Source organism: Rothia nasimurium (genome assembly GCF_928381705.1).
GTDB lineage: Bacteria > Actinomycetota > Actinomycetes > Actinomycetales > Micrococcaceae > Rothia > Rothia nasimurium_G.
On sequence record NZ_CAKMSR010000001.1, the window covers coordinates 289,050 to 309,185 of the forward strand.

Sequence of the window (20,136 nt, forward strand, 5' to 3'; positions counted from 1 at the left end):
GACGCCGGGGCGCAGCCTTTCGCGGGTAGCGGCCGAGTCAGTAGCATGGGAGGGTAACAATCCTCCGTGAAAGGCTGATGATGCCCGAAACTTCCACCATTGACCTGCGCTTCCCCATCGTGGGAGCCCAGTGGCTGGCAGCCAATATTGCCGCCCCGAACCTGGTCATCCTGGACGCCTCCGTCGGCGAGCTCGCCGGCGCTAGCACCGGCATACCCGGTGCCCGCCGCTTTGATATCGACGGTGAGTTCAGCGCCCCCGAGGGCGTGCACACCATGCTGAGCGCCGAGGACTTTGAAGCTAAGGTCCGTGCTCTCGGCATCAGCAAGGACGCCGCCATCGTGGTCTACGACCGCCAGGGCATGTTCTCAGCCGCCCGCGGCTGGTTCATGTTTGTGGCTATGGGGCACGATAACGTCGCCGTGCTCGACGGTGGCCTGCCCGCCTGGGAGGCAGCAGGTTTCAACCAGCTCCCCCTCAATGAGGGGCCTTTCACTCCCGGTTCATTCGTGGCAGAAGACCGCGGCCTCTTCGTTGACGCGCTCACTACCAAGGCCTTTGCAGAGCGGGAGGATGCCGCCGTCATTGACGCCCGCAGCGCCGAACGTTTTGCCGGCACCGCACCCGAGCCCCGCCCAGGTCTGCGGGCTGGCCATATTCCCGGCTCCGTCAACCTGCCCTTCACTTCCCTGCTTGATGAGCAGGGGCGCTTCCGCGCCCCCGAAGAAGTCAAGGTAGCCGTGGATGCGGTAGCAGGGGATGCTGAAACCCTGATTTTCTCCTGCGGCTCCGGCGTGACCGCCTGCATTGACGCCCTCGCAGCCTATGTATCGGGCTATACCGAGCTGGCTGTCTACGACGGCTCCTGGGCTGAATGGGGCGCAGAGGACCCTGCCGGTCTGCGCCCCGTTGAACGCTAACCGCATGGTCAACTGAATCCAACACTGAAAGCTGCCCGGGAGATCCTGTGTCAGGATCTCCCGGGCAGCTTGTGCAGAGGAGAGGAGTTTGAGCTTACTGACCGAAGTTTTCAGTCCAGTAGTCGTTGGCGCCGGTGATGTTGCCGTCCTCGTCGTAGAGGTAGAAGCCCTTGCGGTCGGCAACGCCACTGAAGCCAGCGTCGAGAGCTTCCTTGAGCTTGGCACCGAACTCGCGCACGGTCTCGTCGTCACTCGCTGAGGCAATATGGGAGGCGACATTGAAGCCCACAGTGTCGTAGGCGGCGAAGGGACCGGACTTGGTACCGGTGGCGATGGTCCATGCCTTATCGATTTCCTCGGGGGTGCCTACGCCATTGACGTAGAGCTTGGCACCGGCATCGAGCCAGGGAATGAGCAGGGAGTTCAGCAGGTAGCCGGGCTGTTCCTTGCGGACGTAGACGGGAACCATGCCGGTTTCTTCGGCGTAGCGGATGGCGTCCTTGATGTTCTCTTCGTCGGTCTTGGCGGTGCCCATAATCTCTGCGGTGTTGCGGATCCAGACGCGGTTGGCGTAGTGGATAGCCAGGAAGCGGTCGGTGTGGCCGCTGGCATCTGCAAAGTCAGAGGGCAGCAGGGACGAGGTGTTGGTGGCAAGCAGGGTGCGCTCATCAGCCAGTTCCCCTACCTTAGCCCAGGTTTCGCGCTTGAGGTCGAGGTTTTCAGGTACAGCCTCGATGACGATATCAACGTCGCCGACCGCTTCTTTGAGGTCACTGGTGGGGACGATGCGGGCGATGGCTTCGTCGAACTTTTCGGGGGTGTAGTCGGGAAGATCCTGTTCGTAGCCCTGACGGATCCAGGCCCAGCGGTCGGTCAGTTTTTCGAGGGCTTCGGGGAAGGCGTCGTAGGCAAATACCTTCTTGCCGTGCCAGGCTGCCTGCATAATGATTTGAGACCCCAGGACGCCGGTCCCCAGAACAGCTACGGTCTTGAATTCGCGTGACATGGTCATCTTCTCCTTCGAAGTTGCGTTTCATTGATGTAATAAATACTACGCCCGCTTACCCCGGAAGGGAAACTTTACAGGGAAAATATTAAGAAGTGTGTCGGGCACCATCGAACACAGATTGCCACCGATCCCACGGCCCACGGATTAAAAGTTTTCGCCTTGGATGCCTCCAGAAACCTGAACAAGGATTAACTGCGCATGCTGGTTACTTTGATAAAACAGTAACCCCGGCGATGTGCAAAGAGCAGGGATCGTTCCGGGGTTTTCACTCTTCAGTGTAATACTAGGAACCATGGGACACACTTTTCTTCCTATAACCCCAAACTATGGCTTCAGGAAAAATAAAACCCCGCCAGTTCCTTGTAAACATAGGGAACCAACGGGGCTATACGATGTGCGCCCTGTGGGGCTCGAACCCACGACCCACGGATTAAAAGTCCGATGCTCTACCAACTGAGCTAAAGGCGCATCCACTGAGTAAACTCAGCGCCTTCCACTATACACCCCGTGACGCAAAGCTCCAAAAACCCGGCCTCAACGGGCGTCCGCGCCGCCACCGTGCTCTAATAGCTGTGTGACCGCCCTACTGAACAGCCCCCTCACCCACTACGCCGCAGCCCTCCTGCTCTTCGTCGGCCTCACCGCGGCCCTGCTCGCTGCCCAAAAGATTCAGCTCCGCTGGTAGCCCTATATCGTTATCCTGCGGGCCTGCCTGCAACTCGCCGTCATCGCCCTCCTGCTGCACGGTATTCTGGCAGCGCCCTGGACCCTGGTGCTCTTCATCGCCCTGATGCTCACCACAGCAACCGTCACCTCGGGCAAACACAGCAGGCGCCTACACCGGGGGCAGGTAGCTACCGCACTGGCAATTGCGACCGGCTCCCTCATCGCTGTTGCCCTCATCTTCGCCCTGGGTCTCGTCCCCTACTCCACCCAAAACCTGGTAGCCGTCGCGGGCATCATCATCGGCGGCACCATGGCCATCACAACCCTTACCGCGCGCAACTTCACAACCCTCGCCACCGCCCGACAAGGCGAAATAGAAGGCTGGCTAGCGCTGGGAGCCACCGCCCCGGTCGCCTTCCGCGACATCACCAAAGCCGCCATCACCGAGGCCCTTACTCCAGGGCTCGACCAGACCCGCGCCACCGGCCTCGTCACCCTGCCCGGAACTTTCGTCGGCGCCCTCATGGGAGGGGCCTCTCCCCTGCTCGCCGCCCAGCTCCAAATCGCCGTCCTGGCAGGCCAAACCCTGGCAGGAACCATCGCAGCCCTGCTCCTCACTAGCATCATCACCCGCACCCGAGTTTTACCTCTCAGCGCATAGCCTTCCGCTGAGCACCTCAGCAGTTCTACACTGGTAGGCATGCCTTCTGACGCCCGCTTCCACCGCCCCGTCCGCCTCTCCACCGAAAAGTTTGAACGCTACCAGGGGGCTGGCAGCCCAGAAGACCTGGCTGCTGCCGCCCAGGCGTCCGCCCGTGCCCTGCTAGCCCGCGGACGCGCCAACGAAGACCCCTCCGTTACCAAGCGCCTGGTGCACTACACCGACGAGTTCGGTATCGAGGCCGTAGCTGAACTCTGGTCGCGGGCAGCCCCCGTGACCGTTGCCGGAGCTCTCTGGCGTATCTATGCCCTGCGCGGCGTCATTCGTGCTAATTCCCAGCTCATGAGCCACTACTACGAGCGCGGCATGCACTCCAGCTACCTGGCGCAAGCTCTGGCGGGGGTTCCGTCGCCTCCCACCGCCGACGAAATCTGTGCCACCGTTGATGCCATCTTGGCCGGCGCCTACACCGGTGACTTTGACGTGGCTCTCAACCGCTTTGGGGCTTTCTGCCGGGTGCTGGCTCTGGGACAGGACGACGTCGCCCTAGAACTGAGGCACGGCCAGCGGGTCTCGCCCCGGGACTGGCACCTCGGTGATGGGTTCGAACTCCGCCGCCCCTCAGCCGAGGTGCGCGACGAGGCCGCTGGGAGGGCCGTCCGCCTGCGCTCAGCTGCCCGCAGACTCACCGGTACCGCCCGGGAACTGGAGGAAGCCGCCCTGCGTTGGCGGGCGGGCACACTCGACTAATGAGACACAGCATCAAAAACCCGGCCCCTCTTCCATCTGGAAGAGGGGCCGGGTTTTGTTTCAACAGGTCTTGCTAGAAACCTAGCTACAGGACCCGATTGAACCTTTCACCACCGATTTTAGCGGGGAGAAACATTCTGATCGAAACGGTAGAGGAAGGCAGCCATTGCATCACGGGCGATGGGGGTAACGGGACGGAAAGTACCGTCAGCCCAGCCGGTGGTTACACCGGACTCAGCCAGCCAAGAAATTTCCTTGTAGAACTGGGTACCGGGAGCAACGTCAGAGAACTGACCGTCCTGGGGTGCCTCGTATTCAGGCTCCCCTGCATAACGGTAGAAGAATGCTGCCATGGCGTCACGATTGACGGAATCGTGGGGGCGGTAGGTGCCGTCTGCCCAACCGGTGCTGATACCGGAAGCGTGCATCCAGGCAATTTCCTTGTAGAACTGGTGGTCAGTAGCTACGTCCTTGAAGGGGGACTCGCTCGGAGCAGTGAACTGGGGGCTACCAGCCAGGCGGTAGAAGAATGCAGCCATAGCGCCACGCTCTACGTTAGCCAGGGGCTTGAAGGTACCATCGGGGTAACCGGTGGTGATGCCGCGTTCAGCCAGCCAAGCGATTTCCTTGTAGAACTGGTCATCAGGGGTGACGTCGTGGAAGCGGGGGTTCTGAATCTTTTCTTCCTGACCCAGTGATACGATTTCGGCCTTGCCGCCGTCTTCACCAGCCTTAACGCCGCTCAGGTCACCGGTGCCGTTATGCATGTGCAGAAGCAGGGCCTGAGCGTCCTGAACGTTGACGTTGCCACGGTTAACCGTAATGTCAGCCTCGGGAGCATCAACGAACAGACCGTTTGCGTCAGACTCAGTGCCTTCGAACCACAGGTTGGGGCTGTGGGGGTTGAAGGAAACCCAGTCAGTTGAGTCAGTGTGACCGTTCTCGTACCAGGAGTAGGTATCTACCATGTAGCGCAGGTTGCCTGCGTTATTAGCAGTAATACCCATCTTGGACAGCTGAACAGGCAGGGTGAGGACGTTGCTGTCGAAGGTGTTGGTGTCAACACTGCCGAAAGCTCCGTTGATGGGCTGGTGGTCCAGGGCTGTTAGCTTACCGTTGACGTAGCCAACCAGGGTTGCAACAGGATAATCCAGGCCAGCGATGCGGTTAGTGTAAACGTAGTAATCTGGGCGGTTATTGCCATCAACGTCGAAGGCAACTTCAATGTTGGTGGGGTTAGTGAAATTCTCCCAGTTGGACCAGGTGGAGACACCAATGCTCATCATGCCGTCCTTGGCAATATCTCCGCCAGCTGCCTTCAAGGCAGGAACGTTAGTAGAAGCACCGACGTACTGAAGGTCAACGCGCTGGCTGGTGACAGCACCCAGAGTAGAGGTCTTCTTGCGGTCAGAAACAGCACCGAGCTCGAAGGCGCCAACCAGGGACTTGTAACCGCCCTGATCAACAGGAGTGCCCTCAAGGTCGATGGTGCTCTTAAGGCTGTACTCTCCGAACTCGATGGTGCTTGCGGCAGCCTTCATATCTGATACCGGCTTGGGTGCAATCTGCAGGGGCAGACGCATCTCGTTGCCGTTTTCAGTCAGCAACAGGCGACCAGACTCGATGCTCAGGAACTGGCGGTCGTGGCCCAGCTGCTGGGCGGAGCTGGCTGCTTCTAGCTTCTTTTCCAGCTTGGAGGGATCAACGGTGACGGTAACAACGAAGGTGGTCTTACCACCAGCTTCAACGGTCACGGTCTTAGGAGCTGATACCTCAACACCGGGAATGTCTGAGGAAGCAGCGAATGAGACCTCGTAGGTGTGAGCCTTGTTGTCTGAGTTATCGACGGTGAGCTTGCGGGTGAAGGTCTGGACGCCGGCATTCGGCAGGACTTCAACCACGCCGAAGCTTTCAGAGACCTGGTCGGGGTGGTCAGCACTGTAGGTTAGAACCTTCTGGTTGACGGCCTTCAGGGCGTCAACACGGCCAGAACCAACACGCTCTACGGAGTGGACGGCGCCGTCTTCAGTCGTCAGGTCATGAACAGCTGAGTTCATGATGGCAGCCTTGACCTGAGGAGCTGAGTAGCTCTGGTTGGCCTCATACACCAGGGCTGCAACACCTGCAACGTGGGGAGATGCCATGGAAGTACCTGACATGACAGCCTTTTCGGAGCCGCCTGCAACAGCAGCTGAACCGATGCCGGTACCGGGAGCGGCGACGTCCGGCTTGGTGTAACCGACGGTGCCGTGAACACCACGGCCGGTTGAAGTATTGACCTGGTCAAAGAGGCCGTGCTCAACCAGAACGGAGGAAATCCATTCGTTCTTCAGCTCAATCTTGACTTCTTCACCGGCGTCGAGAGCGGCACGAACCTTTTCAGCATCCTGAGCAACCAGGCGGATGCCAGGGATGGTTGAGTTACCTGCGATACCAACCGTCTCGTAATTCAGGTTGGAGGCAAGGATTACGCCCTTACCGCCTGCCTTTTCAATGTTGTTGAAGCGGACAGCCGAGCCACAGGGGAAGGTTTCAAAGTTATCGGTCCAGTCAATGAAAACCCATTTGCCGCCGAAGTCAGTGCCCTCGGGGTAGGCCTCACAACCGAAGGGGTTCTCGGGGGTGCTCTTGACGACCTCACCAATCAGCTGCTCAGGGGTAGCAGCTGAGTAATCGAAGCTGACAGAGTAGTCACCGCTGAGGTCACCGGCAAGACCTGCAGGGGAATGAGCCTTAGCCTTGTCGATAGCGGCGGTAGAACCGATGGAGTTAGCAACAGCCAGAGCTGAGCGGGCATTAGCCGGGTTACCGGAAATAGAGTAGGTATCGCCGTTGCCGTTAGCCGCACGGGAGTTGCCAGCTGCAGCGACAGAGAGGACACCCTGGCGGGTCAGGGCGTCAACAATGACGTTTTCGGGGTCGTCGGTAGCACCGTAGTCAGAGCCCAGGGACATGTTAACTACATCAACGCGGTCGTCATACTTACCGTCGTTGTTGGGGTCTAGAGCGCGGTCGAGGGCCTGGCCAGTGAGGTCGGTGGACCCTTCACAGCCAAAGACACGGAAGTCAACGATCTGGGCGCCCGGAGCTGAACCAGCACCGATCTTCATGCCCTTCATCTCTTCTTCGGTGATCTTGGTGTAATCGCCCTTGAAGGTGCTGCCGTCAGCGTTGACGGCGTAGCCCGCTGCGGTACCTGCAACGTGGGTACCGTGCCCTGCAAAGCGGCAGTCAAGCGGGTTATTATCAGGCTGAGGCAAGGCATCAGCAGCGTCGCTAGCTGAGTCGTAGTTGTCGCCGGCAAGGTCATAGCCACCGAGGTACTTTTCGGGGTCGTATAGGCCAGAGTCAGCGGCCGGCATATCGGTCATCTTGGAAGCCTTTTCGTAGGCTTCAGCGGTACCTGGGCCACCGAACTGGGTGTGGGTGTAGTCAACACCGGTGTCAATAATAGCGATCTTGACGCCCTTACCGGTGTAGCCGGTCTGCTGCCAGCTGGTGATGGCTTGGGTATCAATGACGGTGCCGGTATTGGACGGAGTCTTCGACACGATGGGGGAAATCATGACAACATCGCTGCGAGAAGCCAGTTCACGAATCTTCTCAGCGTCACCGCGAATTGCTACACCGCGGACGGAATTATGAGCGGTATAGAGGACGCTTGCGCCAGTTTCAGCAGCCACTGCTCGCCCCTGACGCTCAACGGCCGCAGCAATGGCCTGAACTTCTGCCTGGGCATCGACAGGAGCCTGCTTACCTTGCAGGACGGCGGCGGGCTGGGTGCTCTCATAGGCACCTTTGCCCTTGAACTGGACAAATACGCTAACGGTACCCTCAGCCGCTTTCATGGAAGGAGTGAGCACCTGTTCGTTCATGGTCTGAGTAGCACTTTGGAACAGGTCAGCATCGGTCAGAGAGTTAGCCGCAGGCAGGCCCATAGAGAGAACCATACCGAGGCCAAGCAGGGAGGCCGCACCGCTGCGGGCTACCTTCTTGGGTGTGTATTTTTTCGTCATGGAAGGATTTCCTTTATCCAAGTGATCCGTTGTGGTGTATACCGCTAAATTTACGAGTGCTTCAACCATGACTCACATCACAACTGCTGGTCAATACCCAACCCGGATTTTGCTCGAAATTTTTATATAACTTGTCACAATATGAGATATCCATCCATGTCAACTCAAAGTCTCTTCAAGGAAACCATTTTCATACCCAGGGTTGACATCCCACTCCAACAGGAGAATGATGGATACCAAGATGTCAGGCTGCTAATAGGTAGCCCCGGGCTCCAAATCTTTAGCCGCTTCGAGCGGCCTTCCGCCGAGAGGCGCTCCCAGCCTGACATCGCTAAACTTCATACCGCAGTTGCCGGGCTCCGCCTCCCTTTCCACGAGGCAGGCAGCCCGGCTTTTGCGTCCGCCCGCATTACAGGCGAGCGCCACCCCGTTAACCTTGGCGCGGTACCATAAGCTCAGCACCTGCCCACCCGCCCACACCCAGGAGAGCTGGCCCATGCTCCAACGCATGTTCCCCCAAGAAAACACCTCGCTGACCGCCCTCGCCGCGCTCTCAGAACAGGTCACCGGAGCAGCTGCCCTGCTCTCAGAAATGGTGGGCTCCCCCGAAGACCGCTACCCGGAACTTCTGGAACGCACCCTCACCCACGAGGCCGCAACCCTCGACATGCTGCACACCACCATGACCGCTGTGCGCAGCTCCTTCTCAACCCCTATTCCCCGCGAAGACATCTACACCCTGGCTGTCTCACTCAACAATGTCGTTGAGAAGCTGACCTCAGCCGCCAACATTCTGCACCTCTACCACATCGTGCGGTTCTCCCCCAAGGCAGCGACCCTGCTCGACCTCATCCAGCGCCAGGCTGTACTCACCACCGAAATCATCCCCAAACTCAGCACCCTACGCGACCTGGACGACTACTGGATTACTATGCTCCGCATCGCCAAGCAGGCCGTACGCATAGCTGAAGAATACGACGCCGACATTCAGGACCGCTACAAGCAGACCCGCTACCTGCAAACCACCCAGTTCGTGCGTAAGCTCATCGAAGCATCCGAAGCTATGCGTACCGTTGCCACCGAAATCGGCCGCATTATCGTGCAGGAATCCTAGTGACGCTCGCCCTCTTCACCCTCGGCTGCCTAGCACTGATTGCCTTTACCTTCGTCACCGGCTTTCGAGACGCCCCCAACGCCACCGCCATACCCGTGAAAACCAGGGCCCTCACCCCCAAAATCGCCCTACGAACCAGCGCCCTCTTCAACGCCGTCGGCATGGCCATGACCGGCATCATGCTAGGCTCAGTCACCACCCACTGGCTGACCGTCCCCCACAACAACACTGGTCTGGGGCTGGTACTCACCGCCCTCATCTCAGCGGTAGCCTGGGGCATTATCACCTGGTGGTTCCGCATCCCGTCCTCATCTACCCACGCCCTCATCGGGGGGCTTGCGGGCGCTGCCTGGGCCGCACGCTCAACCGATCTAGGCAGTTTCAGCCCCTTCTCTGAGCCCCTTGCCACCTTCCTCTTCGTACCCCTCGTGCTGGCCCCCATCGTCCTCTTCGTTCTGGCCTGGGCGGCAGTTTTCCCCTTCTACGGTCTGCTCCAACGCTCCTACCCCTCCACCGTCAACCGCTTCTCCCGCAGCGTGCTGTCCCTCGCCAACTCGCTGATCTCCCTGATTCACGGAATTCAAACCGGCCAACGCGCTGTCGTCATCTACGCCGTCTTGTTGCTCTCCGCCGGACTCGAAGTTCACCCCACCACCTACATCATCTCCGCCCTCTTCCTTGCTATGGTGCTGGGCTTCGGCACCGCCCGGGGCAGCTCTCGCATCGGCTACACCTTCGCCCACCAAATGGTTAAAGTTGACCCCTTCCGCGGGGCAGTAGCCCAAAGCTCAACAGCCCTGGCCTTGGTATTTCTCCAGTTCTTCCTCAACACCCCGGTCTCGTCCTCCCACCTAGCGGCCTCCGCCGTCCTCGGCTCAGGAGTCAACCAGCGCTTCGCCGCGGTACGCCACAAAATCGTGCTCCGCATCATCCTCACCTGGTTTATCACCATGCCAGCCTGTTTTCTGCTCGCCGCTATTCTCTTCCTGGCACTCTCCCCCCTGCTGTAGCGCTCCTACCTGCTCCGGCGCGCTCTCGGCAAGAAAGCCACCTCTTCGATATATTGGGGACTAAGACTACGCACCGTCCACGTGAAAGAGCAGCATGCCTACAGTTTCAATCATTGTTCGCACAAAAGACCGCTCCATCTTCCTCCAGCGAGCCCTAGCTAACATCGCGGAACAAACATTTACCGATTATGTTGTTGCGGTAGTGAATGACGGTGGCAACCAACAAACCGTAGAGCGCGTCATAGCCCAAGAACCCCGTATCAAAGAGCTGCTGACTATTCACAATGAAGAGTCACGAGGCATGGAGGCCGCCTCAAACCAAGGCATTCAAGCTACACAGTCCACTTATATCGCCATCCATGATGACGATGACCTATGGGAACCCACCTTCCTCGAAACAACCGTTCACCGCCTCGAAGAAACCGGGGAAAACATGGTAACGGTACGCACTGACGAATACTTTGAACGCATTACCGACAACGGAACATTCGAGTTCATCGACTCACGCCCTTTCTGGGCAATTCTTAAGGACATCACAGTTCAAGATTTGACCCGTATCAACCGCGCAGTTCCTATCTCAATCCTGCACCGCCGGTCCCTCCACGATGAACTTGGTTTCTATAATGAGAACCTACCCGTGGTAGGCGACTGGGAATTCAATCTACGCGTCGCGGCCCGATACCCCATTCTGTTTATCGACGAGCTGCTTGCTCACTGGTCGCAACGCCCTGACCAGACAGAAGGTGCACTCGCTAATAGCGTTCATGCGGGCAAAGTTCTGCACGGAATCTACGACGGGCGTGTGCGGGCGCAAGCTATTCGTGATGATTTAGCAAACAACGGCCACCTCGGTTCCTACCTCTACCAGGCTCATCTCGCAAACCAGGTTGATGGCAGCGTGGGGCATAACATCGACCTCACCCACCGTGTTCTTGACGAGCTGAGGACGATTAGTGTCAAACTAGACCGTATAGAAGAAACCACTCGCACCACCTCAGAGCGGCTCGAACGCATCGAGCGGGCGTTGTCTCTCAAGTCTCGCCTCACACGCTTTGTGAAAGGAAACCGCTAATCATGCCTCGCATTCTTGTGCTCGCAGACCTAGGGCAGTCTGTGTACCACGTTGGCGACGAAGCTATGGGCATCGCAACCGCCGCTGAGCTCACCCGCCGCGGCTACGAAGTCTATATCGCTACCCGCTCTGTTGAGCATTCCCAGGCCTACATTGGTTCCGCTACTGGCTACATTAAAACCCTCGAATTCCCCTGGCCGCCTGCAGAGCGCGAAATTTTTTTGGGCGACCTCAAGGCCTACCTCGCCGGTGACAGTGCCCGCCCTGAAATAGCTGATTTTGTGCGCCAGGTTGCCGATATGGACGGCATCGTGATCGCCGGTGGCGGTAATATGAACTCAACCTACGGTTGGCTCCTGTACGAGCGGGCAGCCTATGCACTCATCGCCCGTCAGCATGAGATTCCCCTGGTGATTTCTGGCCAGTCGGTGGGGCCGGTACTTACAGAGGCCGATGCCGATACCCTGCGTGACATGCTTTCTTCTGCCCAGCTTGTGGGTATGCGGGAAAAATCCTCCTATACCTGGGCTACCCAGCAGGGCGTTCAAGCCCACCTGATTGTGGATGACGCCACCTTCTACCAGCATCAGAAGCGCTCCCTACCGGGCCGTCCGGTCGTTGATCTGCCCGAACACTACATTTGCGCTACTTTCTCAGGTCTCGCCCCGGGGCAGGCTCGGGTTATCGGGCAGCTGCTTGACGATATGCACCGCGAATACGGTCTACGCACCGTCTTCCTACCCCATATGGGTGAGCCCCTCACCGATCAGGGAGATGTGGCGGTGCACGCTGAGATTGCCTCGCACATGTTCTCCAACCCTGTGCAGCTGCCCATGGTGCACACGGACGACGCCGTACAGGTTCACCGCGGTGCCTTCATCGCGGTATCTACCCGCTACCACCCCGGCGTCTTCTCCCTCTCAGCGGGTGTTCCCTTCGTGGCGCTACTGCCCGATGCCTTCACCGATATGCGGGTACGCGGCATGATGGAGCAGTACGGGGCTGAAAACTACGCCATTCCCCTGGCTCTGCTCAATTCTGATGCCCCGGCTGAAGCCCTGCACGAGGTCATTCAGCTGCGCAATGAACTCTCTGAAACCCTGCTGGCGCGAGCCGAGCAGCTGCGCGGTTTCTCCGCCAGCTGGTGGGACGCCGCCTCCCACGTCCTCCTGCACGGGGCAGGGCAGGCTGCCCCGGCCGTCCGCGAGCTGGGCAACACCCCCACCATCTTTACCGGCGAGTGGAACATAACCAATCTGCTAGTGCGCGACGATATCGCAGATATTTCACTGGCTGCTGCCCGTGCCAGCGCAGAAACCGACCGGGCCCTCTCATGGGACTACCAGCGTCTACTCCAGCGCGACCGGGCCCAGGCTCGTGCCGATGAGCTAGAGCGTCGTAACGCCGAGCTGGCTGACTCCCTCATCGAAGCCGAAGAAAACGCTACCCTGCGCGGCTGGATGCGCCGCAAGATGCGCGGCGAGTAACCACGGCTGAACAGCTCGTTCTTCACCTGGCTACCGGTGACCCGACGGCGCTAAAAATACCGCAATTAAAGCCGCCCGACCCCGTCCTTTCCAGCAGCGAAAGGAGTTAGGGGCCGGGCGGCACACACATTCCCATGGTGTTCCCTCATCCACACAGCTACGAGTGAGGGAAGTTTTGTTATACCCGCCACCAAGGGCGGGCCGCTAGCGCGAGGGGCTAGGCTTAGCCGAAGCGACCTGAGACGTAGTCTTCGGTGGCCTTCTGGCTGGGGTTGTTGAAGATTTCCTGGGTGGGGGCGTACTCGATGAGCTTGCCGGGTTTGCCGGTGCCCGCAATGTTGAAGAAGGCGGTCTTGTCTGAGACGCGGGCTGCCTGCTGCATATTGTGGGTCACGATGACAACGGTGAAGTTTTCCTTGAGTTCGTTGATGAGGTCTTCAACGGCCAGGGTTGAGATGGGGTCGAGAGCGGAGCAGGGCTCGTCCATGAGGATCACATCGGGCTTGACCGCGATGGAACGGGCGATGCACAGACGCTGCTGCTGGCCACCGGAGAGGCCAGAACCGGGCTTGTCGAGGCGGTCCTTGACCTCATTCCAGAGATTAGCGCCGCGCAAGGAGGATTCGACCAGCTCATCTGCGTCGGTCTTGGAGATCTTGCGGTTGTTGAGCTTCACACCCGCTAGCACGTTCTCGCGGATGGACATGGTGGGGAAGGGGTTGGGGCGCTGGAAGACCATACCGATTTGGGAGCGGACGACCACGGGGTCAACGCCCTTGCCGTAGAGGTTTTCGCCGTCGAGCAGCACTTTACCTTCAACACGGGCGCCGGGGATTACCTCGTGCATGCGGTTGAGGGTGCGCAGGAAGGTTGACTTGCCGCAACCTGAGGGACCAATGAAGGCGGTGACGGTGCGGGGTTCAATTTCCATGGAGATGTCTTCTACCGCGAGGAAGTCGCCGTAGTACACGTTCAGGTTTTCAACGTCGATGCGCTTTGACATGGAGTTTCCTTTTTCTAAAAGTCTTGGGGCCGGGTAAAGCTCATAGGCTTTTCGTGGGTCTTATCGGCCGGTCTTGGGGGCGAAGATCTTGGCGATAGTACGGGCAATAAGGTTCAGCACCATCACGATAATGATGAGGATGAGCGCGGCAGCCCAGGCGCGGGTCTCGGAGACAGAGGCGGCGGTGGGGCTGGTGGGCGTCATGATCTGGTAGTAGATGTAGGTGGGCAGGGTCGCCATCCAGCCGCTGAAGGCGCTCCAGTTGATGGAGGTGACGAAACCTGCGGTCACCAGAATGGGGGCGGTTTCGCCGATGACGCGGGCGATAGCCAGGGTCACGCCCGATGCGATGCCCGAGATAGCGGTGGGGATAACGACCTTCATGATGGTGCGCCACTTACGGACGCCCAGGGCGTAGGAGGCCTCGCGCAGTTCGTTGGGCACGATACGCAGCATTTCTTCGGCGTTACGCACCACGGTGGGGATCATGAGGACGGACAGGGCGACCGCAGCCACCAGGCCCATACGGTTCATGGGGTTACCTGATACCAGGGCGAAGAAGGAGGCCGCGAAGAGGCCCGCCACGATGGAGGGGATGCCGGTCATGACGTCCACGAAGAAGGTGATGGCTTTGGAGAGCCACTTGCCCTGGCCGTATTCCACCAGGTAGATAGCGGTGAGCAGGCCGATGGGTACCGAGATGACGGTGGCCAGCAGGGTAATTTCGAGGGTACCGATGATGGCGTGATAGATACCGCCAAACACGGGGCCTTCGCCTGCAGCAGCGGCGTTATCGTGTACGCCGGTGACACCCTTCATAGAGGTGCTCAGGAAGTTACCTGACAGGCCGGGGATACCCTTGGCGAGTACGGTGTAGAGCACCGAGACCAGGGGGATGAGGGCCACCAGGAAGGTGCCGTAGACCAGGTAGCGGGCGAAGGCGTCCTGGCCCTTGCGCTTGCCCTCGAAGGAGGTGACGGCCAGGGGGCCGGCAATCACGAAGATGATGCCTGCAAAGAGGGCGAAGGTTGCGATGGAGAAGCCGGTGAGGGCACTCGCGGCGGCGCCCAGAATCAGGGAGCCTGCGCCGACGGCCAGGGGGAGCCATTTGGGGGCCTGGCGGCTGGCGAAGCGGGATGAGGTGGTAGCTACAGACATTAGTTAGCTCCTGAGAAGTCCTTGTAGCGGGCCACGATCATGCGGGCCAGGATGTTGACGATGAGGGTGATGACGAAGAGCACCAGGCCGGCTGCAATCAGCTCAGACATGCGCAGGCCGTAGGCTTCGGGGAAGTTGAGGGCAATTTCTGAGGCGAAGGTCTGGTTACCGGACTTGATGAGGGAGGCGGTGAGCGGGCCGGACGCCAGCACCAGGGTCACTGCCATGGTTTCGCCGAGGGCGCGCCCCAGGGCCAGCATAACGGAAGAGATGATACCGGTGCGGGCGAAGGGGAAGACGGTCATGCGAATCATTTCCCAGCGGGTTGCGCCCAGACCCAGAGCTGCCTCTTCCTGCAGGGTAGGGGTCTGGATGAAGATTTCGCGGCACATGGATGTGATAATCGGCAGAATCATAATGCCCAGCACGATGCCCGCAGTCAGAATGGTTTTACCGGTTTGTGAGGCGGGGCCTTCGAAGATAGGGATAAAGCCCAGGTAAGTGGCGAGCCAGTCGTAGAAGGGCACAATCTTGGGTGCCAGTACTGAGGCGCCCCAGGCGCCGAAGATGACGGAGGGGATCGCGGCCAGCAGGTCGATGACGTAGCCGATGCCCTTAGCCAGCTTGCGGGGGGCGTAGTGGGAGATAAAGAGGGCTACGCCGATGCCGATGGGGGTTGCCAGAAGCAGGGCGATGGTCGAGGCAATCAGGGTGCCGATAGTCAGCGGGATAATGTACTGGATGAAACTGCCGCTGGTGAGGTCTGCTGAATCTGCGGTGAAAACCGGCATAGCCTGGGCGACCAGGAAGATAGCGACAGCTGCCAGAACTACGAGAATGAGGACGCCGGCGCCGAGGGAGATACCCGAAAAAATCTTATCTGCTGCCGGGTTGCCGACCTGAGGCAGGTCCTTGGTTTTCGCGCGGGCGCTGCTGGTGCCCGGCTGCGGTGCTGCTGTGGTTGACATGGGAATGTGAAACCTTTGTCGTTTTGACGCGGTTCAAGGTGCGGCCGGGTGGGAGACCTGGCCGCACCTTGATGAACGCGGTGTTACTGGGTAACGGTGATGGATTCGATAGCCTTCTGGGCGTCAGCGGTCAGTGCGCTGGTCAGGGGGGCTGAGTGGGCTGCGTCAGCGGCGTCCTTCTGGCCCTGCTCGGAGACTACGTAGTTCTCGTAGGCCTTGACCAGGGTGACGTCGTCTTCTGAGGAGTAGCCGGAGCAGACGATGTGGTAGGAGACCAGCACAACGGGGTAGGCGGTGGAGTCCTCGGGGGTGCGGTTGATCTCGATCGCCATGTCGTTTTCGTTCTGGCCACCTACGCGCTCAGAAAGTTCTACGGTCTTGGCAGCGGCTTCTGCTGACAGTTCAACGTAGGAGTCGCCAACCTTGACGTTGACCTTGCCCAGGTCGCCGATGGCTGAGGCGTCCGCGTAGGTGATAGCACCCTCGGTGGATGAGGTGGTGGAGACAACGCCGGAGGTGCCCTTGTTGGATTCACCAGCGTACTGGGAGGGCCAGTTGCCGTCTGCTTCTACGTCCCAGGCGCCGTTAGAGGCGGCAGCCAGGTACTCGGTGAAGTTCTGGGTGGTGCCGGAGTCATCCGAGCGGTGGACAACGGTAATCTTGGTGTCGGGCAGGGTAACGCCTTCGTTCTGTGAGGCGATAGCGGCATCGTTCCAGGTGGTGATTTCGCCCTTGAAGATCTTGGCAATGGTTTCGCCGTCCAGGTTCAGGGATGAGATGCCCGGCAGGTTGAAGGCTACGGCTACGGGAGAGATGTAGACGGGGATGTTGATGGCGCCGACGTCACCGCAGACAGCCTTTGAATCTTCCCATTCGGTGGCCTTGAGAGCACGGTCTGAGCCGGCGAACTTAGCGCCACCAGCGAGCAGGGCCTCGCGGCCTGCACCGGAGCCGTCCGGTGAGTACTGTACGGTGCCGCCCAGGTTAGCGAAACCGGTTTCCCAAGCGGTGATTGCTGCCTGCTGGGATGAGGCACCGACGCCGGTCAGGGGGGTGGAGGGCAGGGAAGCTGCGCTGGAGCCTGCGTCTGAGGAGGTGGCGGTGCCGGTTGCGTTGTCTGAACCGCAAGCGGTGAATGCGAGTGCGCCTACAGCTGCAAGTGAGCCCCAACGAGCAAGTGACTTAGCCTTCACAGGTGATTTCCTTTGAGTTTGTGTGCCCTACCCTGTCTCGTGTGAGAACTGTGTGAGACGGTGAGTAGGAAGGGAACGGTGTCTAACGCATCTGACTTTAGGAGCGTTAGGTAGCAGGTGGGCTAGCAGTGGGTGAACGGTGGGTGAACAGGGGGCGCACAGTTAGGGTTACGGACGCCGGCAGTCGGGTTGAGGCCGCGGGTTTAGAATAGTGGGTATGGGTTTTGGTCAGCAGGTTAAAAGTTTAAAGAAGCGAGCTCGGGATCATAGTCGCCTGGGCTGGCAGCGTATGAAGGACGGCTTTTTCCAGTCTCTTCAGATTGTGGTCTCGGGTATCGGGGCCTATCTTTTTGCGGAGAAGGTGCTGGGGCATACCGAACCGATTTTTGCGGCAACCGCTGCCATTGTTTCTCTGGGTTATATCACCGGCGCTACCCACGCCCGCCGCATCCTTGAGGTGTCGTTTGGTGTGACCCTGGGTATTTTGATGGGCGATATGATGATGCTCGCCCTGGGTCGGGGTATCTGGCAGGCGGGCCTGGTCATGTTCCTGTCGATTATGCTGGCCCGTTTTTTGGATAACGGTATTCTCTTCACCATTCAGATGGGCTTGCAGTCCTGCCTGGTGGTGCTGCTTCCTCCAAATGTTGATGGCCCCTTTGCTCGTAGTCTAGATGGCATTGTGGGTGGGCTGTGTGCCTTCTTGCTCATGTTCCTTTTCCCCAAGGATCCCCGTCGTACTCCGCGTGAGAACGCTAAAAAGATGATGAGAGCTTTTGCTGCGGTCTTCCGCGACGCCGGTGAGGCGATGGAGCACTACGACGGCAAGGAGGCCTGGCATGCCCTGGCGTCCGCCCGTCGTCTACAGCCTCTCTATAACACCTGTGAGAAGGACATTATTACTTCAAAGGGCATGGCCCAGCTGGCCTGGACTGGCCGGTCTCATATGAAGGAGCTCGACCGCTATTCCCAGGCCCTGAGCAAGATTGACTACGCTATCCGCAACACCCGGGTGCTTAACCGCCGACTCGCTTCAACCATCAATAACGTGCATATTTCGCAAGAGGCTATCACCTCTATCGCTGAGGCGCTCAAGAGTATTGGTGACGCGGTGGAGGCGCTGGGTGAGGGTATGTCTGCCCCCGATGCGGACGTCCGTACCGAGCGGAAGATGAAGGCCCGCCGTGATCTCTCACATCTGGCTGGTCGCCTGGAGCCGCACATGATGGGTGTGCGCACCATGGAGGCTGAGGCCCTGGTGCTGATGCTCCGCCCCCTGGTGGTCGACCTTTTGGAGGCTTCGGGCCTGACCCACCAGCAGGCGGTCGATATGCTGGTGCCCCTGGGTGATTCCATGACGGAGCACGCCCCCACCACTACGATGCTCCCGGTGCAGGCTGATGCGGACGCCGGTGGTCAGCAGGGTTCCCGCCGGCAGCGGGTGGAGCAGAAGCACCGGGACGATACCCGTCAGCTCACCACGGTTCTTCGCGCAAAAGACCACGCCCCCATTCGGGAGATTCGCGAAGCCTCGGTACGCGACCCCCGCAGTATGCCTGCCGTACCGCCTGCGGGAACCGGGGCGGACGCGTCCTCCCAGATGCTCGACAGCGCCGCTAGGGTTGAGAAGCAGCAGGCCCTGAACACAGCCCAGCTGACCGTAATCGAGCAGAACCTCAAGAAGGAGAAGGGCGACTAGCCCTGGCCGGGGAAGAGCAGGGCCAGAGCCTCCCCCAGTGAGGCGACCTCGCGTACCGACACCCCGGCGGGTACATCACCCACACCGGCCGGTGAGGCAGGCACAATCACGTGGGTAAAGCCCAGTCGCCCGACCTCGGCGATACGCTGGCGGATGCCGGGAACAGCTCGTACCTCGCCCGCTAGACCGACTTCGCCAAAGACCGCCAGTTTGCGGGGCAGAGGCTTATCTTGGGCGGCGGAGGCCAGGGCGATGACGCAGGCCAGGTCGGCGGACGGCTCAGAAATCTTAGCTCCGCCCACCGTTGAGATATAGCAGTCTAGCTTGCCCACGTTGAACCCGGCCCGCTTCTGGAGCACAGCCAGCAGCATAGATATACGGGAGCTGTCGAGGCCGCTGGTGGTTCTTCGGGGCTGCGGGGTGGCACTGGTGTCGAGCAGAGCCTGAACCTCGGCGAGCAGGGGGCGGCGGCCTTCCATGGTGACGGTGACGCAGGTGCCCGATACCGGGTGCGGGGTGCGGGAGACAAAGAGGCCCGAGGGGTCGGTGACGGGGGCGATGCCGTCCTCGTGCATATCGAAACAGCCCACTTCGTCAGTGGGGCCAAAGCGGTTCTTGATAGCCCGCAGCATACGAATAGGGGTGTGCTTATCGCCCTCGAACTGGCAGACAACATCAACCAGGTGCTCCAGCAGGCGGGGGCCAGCGATAGTGCCCTCCTTTGTCACATGGCCCACTAACAGGGTGCACATATTGCGGCGTTTAGCGGCAGCAATCAGCGAGGCGGCCACCTCTCGCACCTGGGTGACGCCGCCAGCGCTCCCCTCGACCTCGGATGAGGCCAGGGTCTGCACCGAGTCCACAATCAGTAGGTCGGGGTTGACCTGCTCGATATGGGCCAGGGCGGTGCCGAGATCGGTTTCGCTGGTCAGGTAGAGGGTATCGGCCAGGGCGCCAATGCGGTCGGCGCGGAGCTTGACCTGGGCGGCTGATTCTTCGCCGGTCACATACAGGACGTTGTGGGGCTTTCCCGTTGACTCCCCGCGAGCAAAGGTAGCGGCCACGTCGAGCAGCAGGGTGGATTTACCGACGCCGGGTTCACCGGCCATAAGAATTACTGCCCCCGGCACCAGACCACCGCCTAAGACACGGTCGAACTCCGGGTTGCAGGTGCTCATGTACTGAGCCACGGTAGAATCAACCCGCCCAATGGGCTGGGCGGGGGTCTGCACACTCGATGCCACGGTGGTTTTCGCGGCGACCGGTCCGACGGCTTCTTCTACGGTGCCCCAGGACTGGCATTCGCCGCAACGCCCCACCCATTTAGCGGTGGTCCAGCCGCATTCGGTGCAGCGGTAGGCGTTAGCGGAGCGTGATCGGGTTGTTTTACGGGTAGCCATATCAACAGCA

At 59.8% G+C, this 20,136-nt stretch carries 15 protein-coding genes and 1 tRNA gene; 8 read left to right on the forward strand and 8 right to left on the reverse strand.

From position 1 onward, the window contains the following. Positions 1-77: 77 nt before the first annotated feature. The gene (locus L6762_RS01395; protein ID WP_237185211.1) at positions 78-920 is read left to right on the forward strand and encodes a sulfurtransferase; all 843 of its coding nucleotides are present in this window, start codon (positions 78-80) and stop codon (positions 918-920) included. Positions 921-1,014: 94 nt separating this feature from the next. On the opposite strand, the gene L6762_RS01400 is transcribed toward L6762_RS01395, so the two are convergent. Further along, a complete protein-coding gene (locus L6762_RS01400) occupies positions 1,015-1,926 on the reverse strand; it encodes a 3-hydroxyacyl-CoA dehydrogenase (RefSeq protein ID WP_237185212.1) in 912 nt (303 codons plus the stop codon). Between the two features lie 398 nt (positions 1,927-2,324). Then, a tRNA-Lys gene (locus tag L6762_RS01405) sits at positions 2,325-2,397 on the reverse strand. 232 nt (positions 2,398-2,629) lie between these two features. Between L6762_RS01405 and L6762_RS01410 the strand changes: the two genes are divergently transcribed. Together L6762_RS01410 and L6762_RS01415 are read left to right on the forward strand one after the other, a co-directional pair. Continuing rightward, positions 2,630-3,256, forward strand: coding sequence for an ABC transporter permease (locus L6762_RS01410; protein ID WP_272878676.1), 627 nt, complete (start codon positions 2,630-2,632; stop codon positions 3,254-3,256). Between the two features lie 39 nt (positions 3,257-3,295). Beyond that, positions 3,296-4,006 carry a hypothetical protein gene (locus tag L6762_RS01415; protein WP_237185213.1) on the forward strand — a complete coding sequence of 237 codons (711 nt, stop codon included), beginning with the start codon at positions 3,296-3,298 and terminating at the stop codon, positions 4,004-4,006. 119 nt (positions 4,007-4,125) lie between these two features. Here L6762_RS01415 and L6762_RS01420 read toward each other — a convergent pair whose 3' ends face one another. Continuing rightward, positions 4,126-8,022 carry a S8 family serine peptidase gene (locus tag L6762_RS01420; RefSeq protein ID WP_237185214.1) on the reverse strand — a complete coding sequence of 1,299 codons (3,897 nt, stop codon included), beginning with the start codon at positions 8,020-8,022 and terminating at the stop codon, positions 4,126-4,128. 496 nt (positions 8,023-8,518) lie between these two features. Between L6762_RS01420 and L6762_RS01425 the strand changes: the two genes are divergently transcribed. The 4 genes from L6762_RS01425 to L6762_RS01440 all read left to right on the forward strand — a co-directional run bounded on the left by L6762_RS01425 (position 8,519) and on the right by L6762_RS01440 (position 12,705). Continuing rightward, the gene (locus tag L6762_RS01425) at positions 8,519-9,136 is read left to right on the forward strand and encodes a DUF47 domain-containing protein (protein ID WP_237185215.1); all 618 of its coding nucleotides are present in this window, start codon (positions 8,519-8,521) and stop codon (positions 9,134-9,136) included. Next, the gene (locus tag L6762_RS01430) at positions 9,136-10,146 is read left to right on the forward strand and encodes an inorganic phosphate transporter (protein ID WP_237185216.1); all 1,011 of its coding nucleotides are present in this window, start codon (positions 9,136-9,138) and stop codon (positions 10,144-10,146) included. Before L6762_RS01425 ends, L6762_RS01430 begins: the two co-directional genes overlap by 1 nt. Before the next feature lie 94 nt (positions 10,147-10,240). Then, entirely contained in the window at positions 10,241-11,218 is a 978-nt protein-coding gene (locus L6762_RS01435; protein WP_237185217.1) for a glycosyltransferase family 2 protein, read from the forward strand. Positions 11,219-11,220: 2 nt separating this feature from the next. Continuing rightward, a complete protein-coding gene (locus L6762_RS01440) occupies positions 11,221-12,705 on the forward strand; it encodes a polysaccharide pyruvyl transferase family protein (RefSeq protein ID WP_237185218.1) in 1,485 nt (494 codons plus the stop codon). A 223-nt stretch (positions 12,706-12,928) separates the two neighbouring features. Here L6762_RS01440 and pstB read toward each other — a convergent pair whose 3' ends face one another. The 4 genes from pstB to L6762_RS01460 all read right to left on the reverse strand — a co-directional run bounded on the left by pstB (position 12,929) and on the right by L6762_RS01460 (position 17,027). Beyond that, a complete protein-coding gene (gene pstB, locus L6762_RS01445) occupies positions 12,929-13,708 on the reverse strand; it encodes a phosphate ABC transporter ATP-binding protein PstB (protein WP_135011575.1) in 780 nt (259 codons plus the stop codon). A gap of 60 nt (positions 13,709-13,768) precedes the next feature. Further along, on the reverse strand, positions 13,769-14,866 hold the full coding sequence (gene pstA, locus L6762_RS01450) for a phosphate ABC transporter permease PstA (RefSeq protein WP_237185219.1): 1,098 nt from the start codon (positions 14,864-14,866) through the stop codon (positions 13,769-13,771). Continuing rightward, positions 14,866-15,834 (reverse strand): phosphate ABC transporter permease subunit PstC, encoded by a 969-nt coding sequence (gene pstC / locus L6762_RS01455; protein ID WP_237185220.1) that lies wholly within the window; start codon positions 15,832-15,834, stop codon positions 14,866-14,868. Before pstC ends, pstA begins: the two co-directional genes overlap by 1 nt. A gap of 83 nt (positions 15,835-15,917) precedes the next feature. Beyond that, the gene (locus L6762_RS01460) at positions 15,918-17,027 is read right to left on the reverse strand and encodes a phosphate ABC transporter substrate-binding protein PstS (protein ID WP_237185221.1); all 1,110 of its coding nucleotides are present in this window, start codon (positions 17,025-17,027) and stop codon (positions 15,918-15,920) included. A gap of 217 nt (positions 17,028-17,244) precedes the next feature. Between L6762_RS01460 and L6762_RS11930 the strand changes: the two genes are divergently transcribed. After that, positions 17,245-18,726 carry an FUSC family protein gene (locus L6762_RS11930; protein WP_272878673.1) on the forward strand — a complete coding sequence of 494 codons (1,482 nt, stop codon included), beginning with the start codon at positions 17,245-17,247 and terminating at the stop codon, positions 18,724-18,726. On the opposite strand, the gene radA is transcribed toward L6762_RS11930, so the two are convergent. Beyond that, the gene (gene radA, locus L6762_RS01470) at positions 18,723-20,126 is read right to left on the reverse strand and encodes a DNA repair protein RadA (RefSeq protein WP_135011580.1); all 1,404 of its coding nucleotides are present in this window, start codon (positions 20,124-20,126) and stop codon (positions 18,723-18,725) included. The genes L6762_RS11930 and radA overlap by 4 nt on opposite strands. Positions 20,127-20,136: the final 10 nt, after the last annotated feature.

Bases quoted from the DNA above. Each gene is read 5' to 3' on its own strand.
- L6762_RS01395 (WP_237185211.1), top strand. From the start codon at position 78: ATGATGCCCGAAACTTCCACCATTGACCTGCGCTTCCCCATCGTGGGA.
- L6762_RS01400 (WP_237185212.1), bottom strand. From the start codon at position 1,926: ATGTCACGCGAATTCAAGACCGTAGCTGTTCTGGGGACCGGCGTCCTG.
- L6762_RS01415 (WP_237185213.1), top strand. From the start codon at position 3,296: ATGCCTTCTGACGCCCGCTTCCACCGCCCCGTCCGCCTCTCCACCGAA.
- L6762_RS01420 (WP_237185214.1), bottom strand. From the start codon at position 8,022: ATGACGAAAAAATACACACCCAAGAAGGTAGCCCGCAGCGGTGCGGCC.
- L6762_RS01425 (WP_237185215.1), top strand. From the start codon at position 8,519: ATGCTCCAACGCATGTTCCCCCAAGAAAACACCTCGCTGACCGCCCTC.
- L6762_RS01435 (WP_237185217.1), top strand. From the start codon at position 10,241: ATGCCTACAGTTTCAATCATTGTTCGCACAAAAGACCGCTCCATCTTC.
- L6762_RS01440 (WP_237185218.1), top strand. From the start codon at position 11,221: ATGCCTCGCATTCTTGTGCTCGCAGACCTAGGGCAGTCTGTGTACCAC.
- pstB (WP_135011575.1), bottom strand. From the start codon at position 13,708: ATGTCAAAGCGCATCGACGTTGAAAACCTGAACGTGTACTACGGCGAC.
- pstA (WP_237185219.1), bottom strand. From the start codon at position 14,866: ATGTCTGTAGCTACCACCTCATCCCGCTTCGCCAGCCGCCAGGCCCCC.
- pstC (WP_237185220.1), bottom strand. From the start codon at position 15,834: ATGTCAACCACAGCAGCACCGCAGCCGGGCACCAGCAGCGCCCGCGCG.
- L6762_RS11930 (WP_272878673.1), top strand. From the start codon at position 17,245: ATGGGTTTTGGTCAGCAGGTTAAAAGTTTAAAGAAGCGAGCTCGGGAT.
- radA (WP_135011580.1), bottom strand. From the start codon at position 20,126: ATGGCTACCCGTAAAACAACCCGATCACGCTCCGCTAACGCCTACCGC.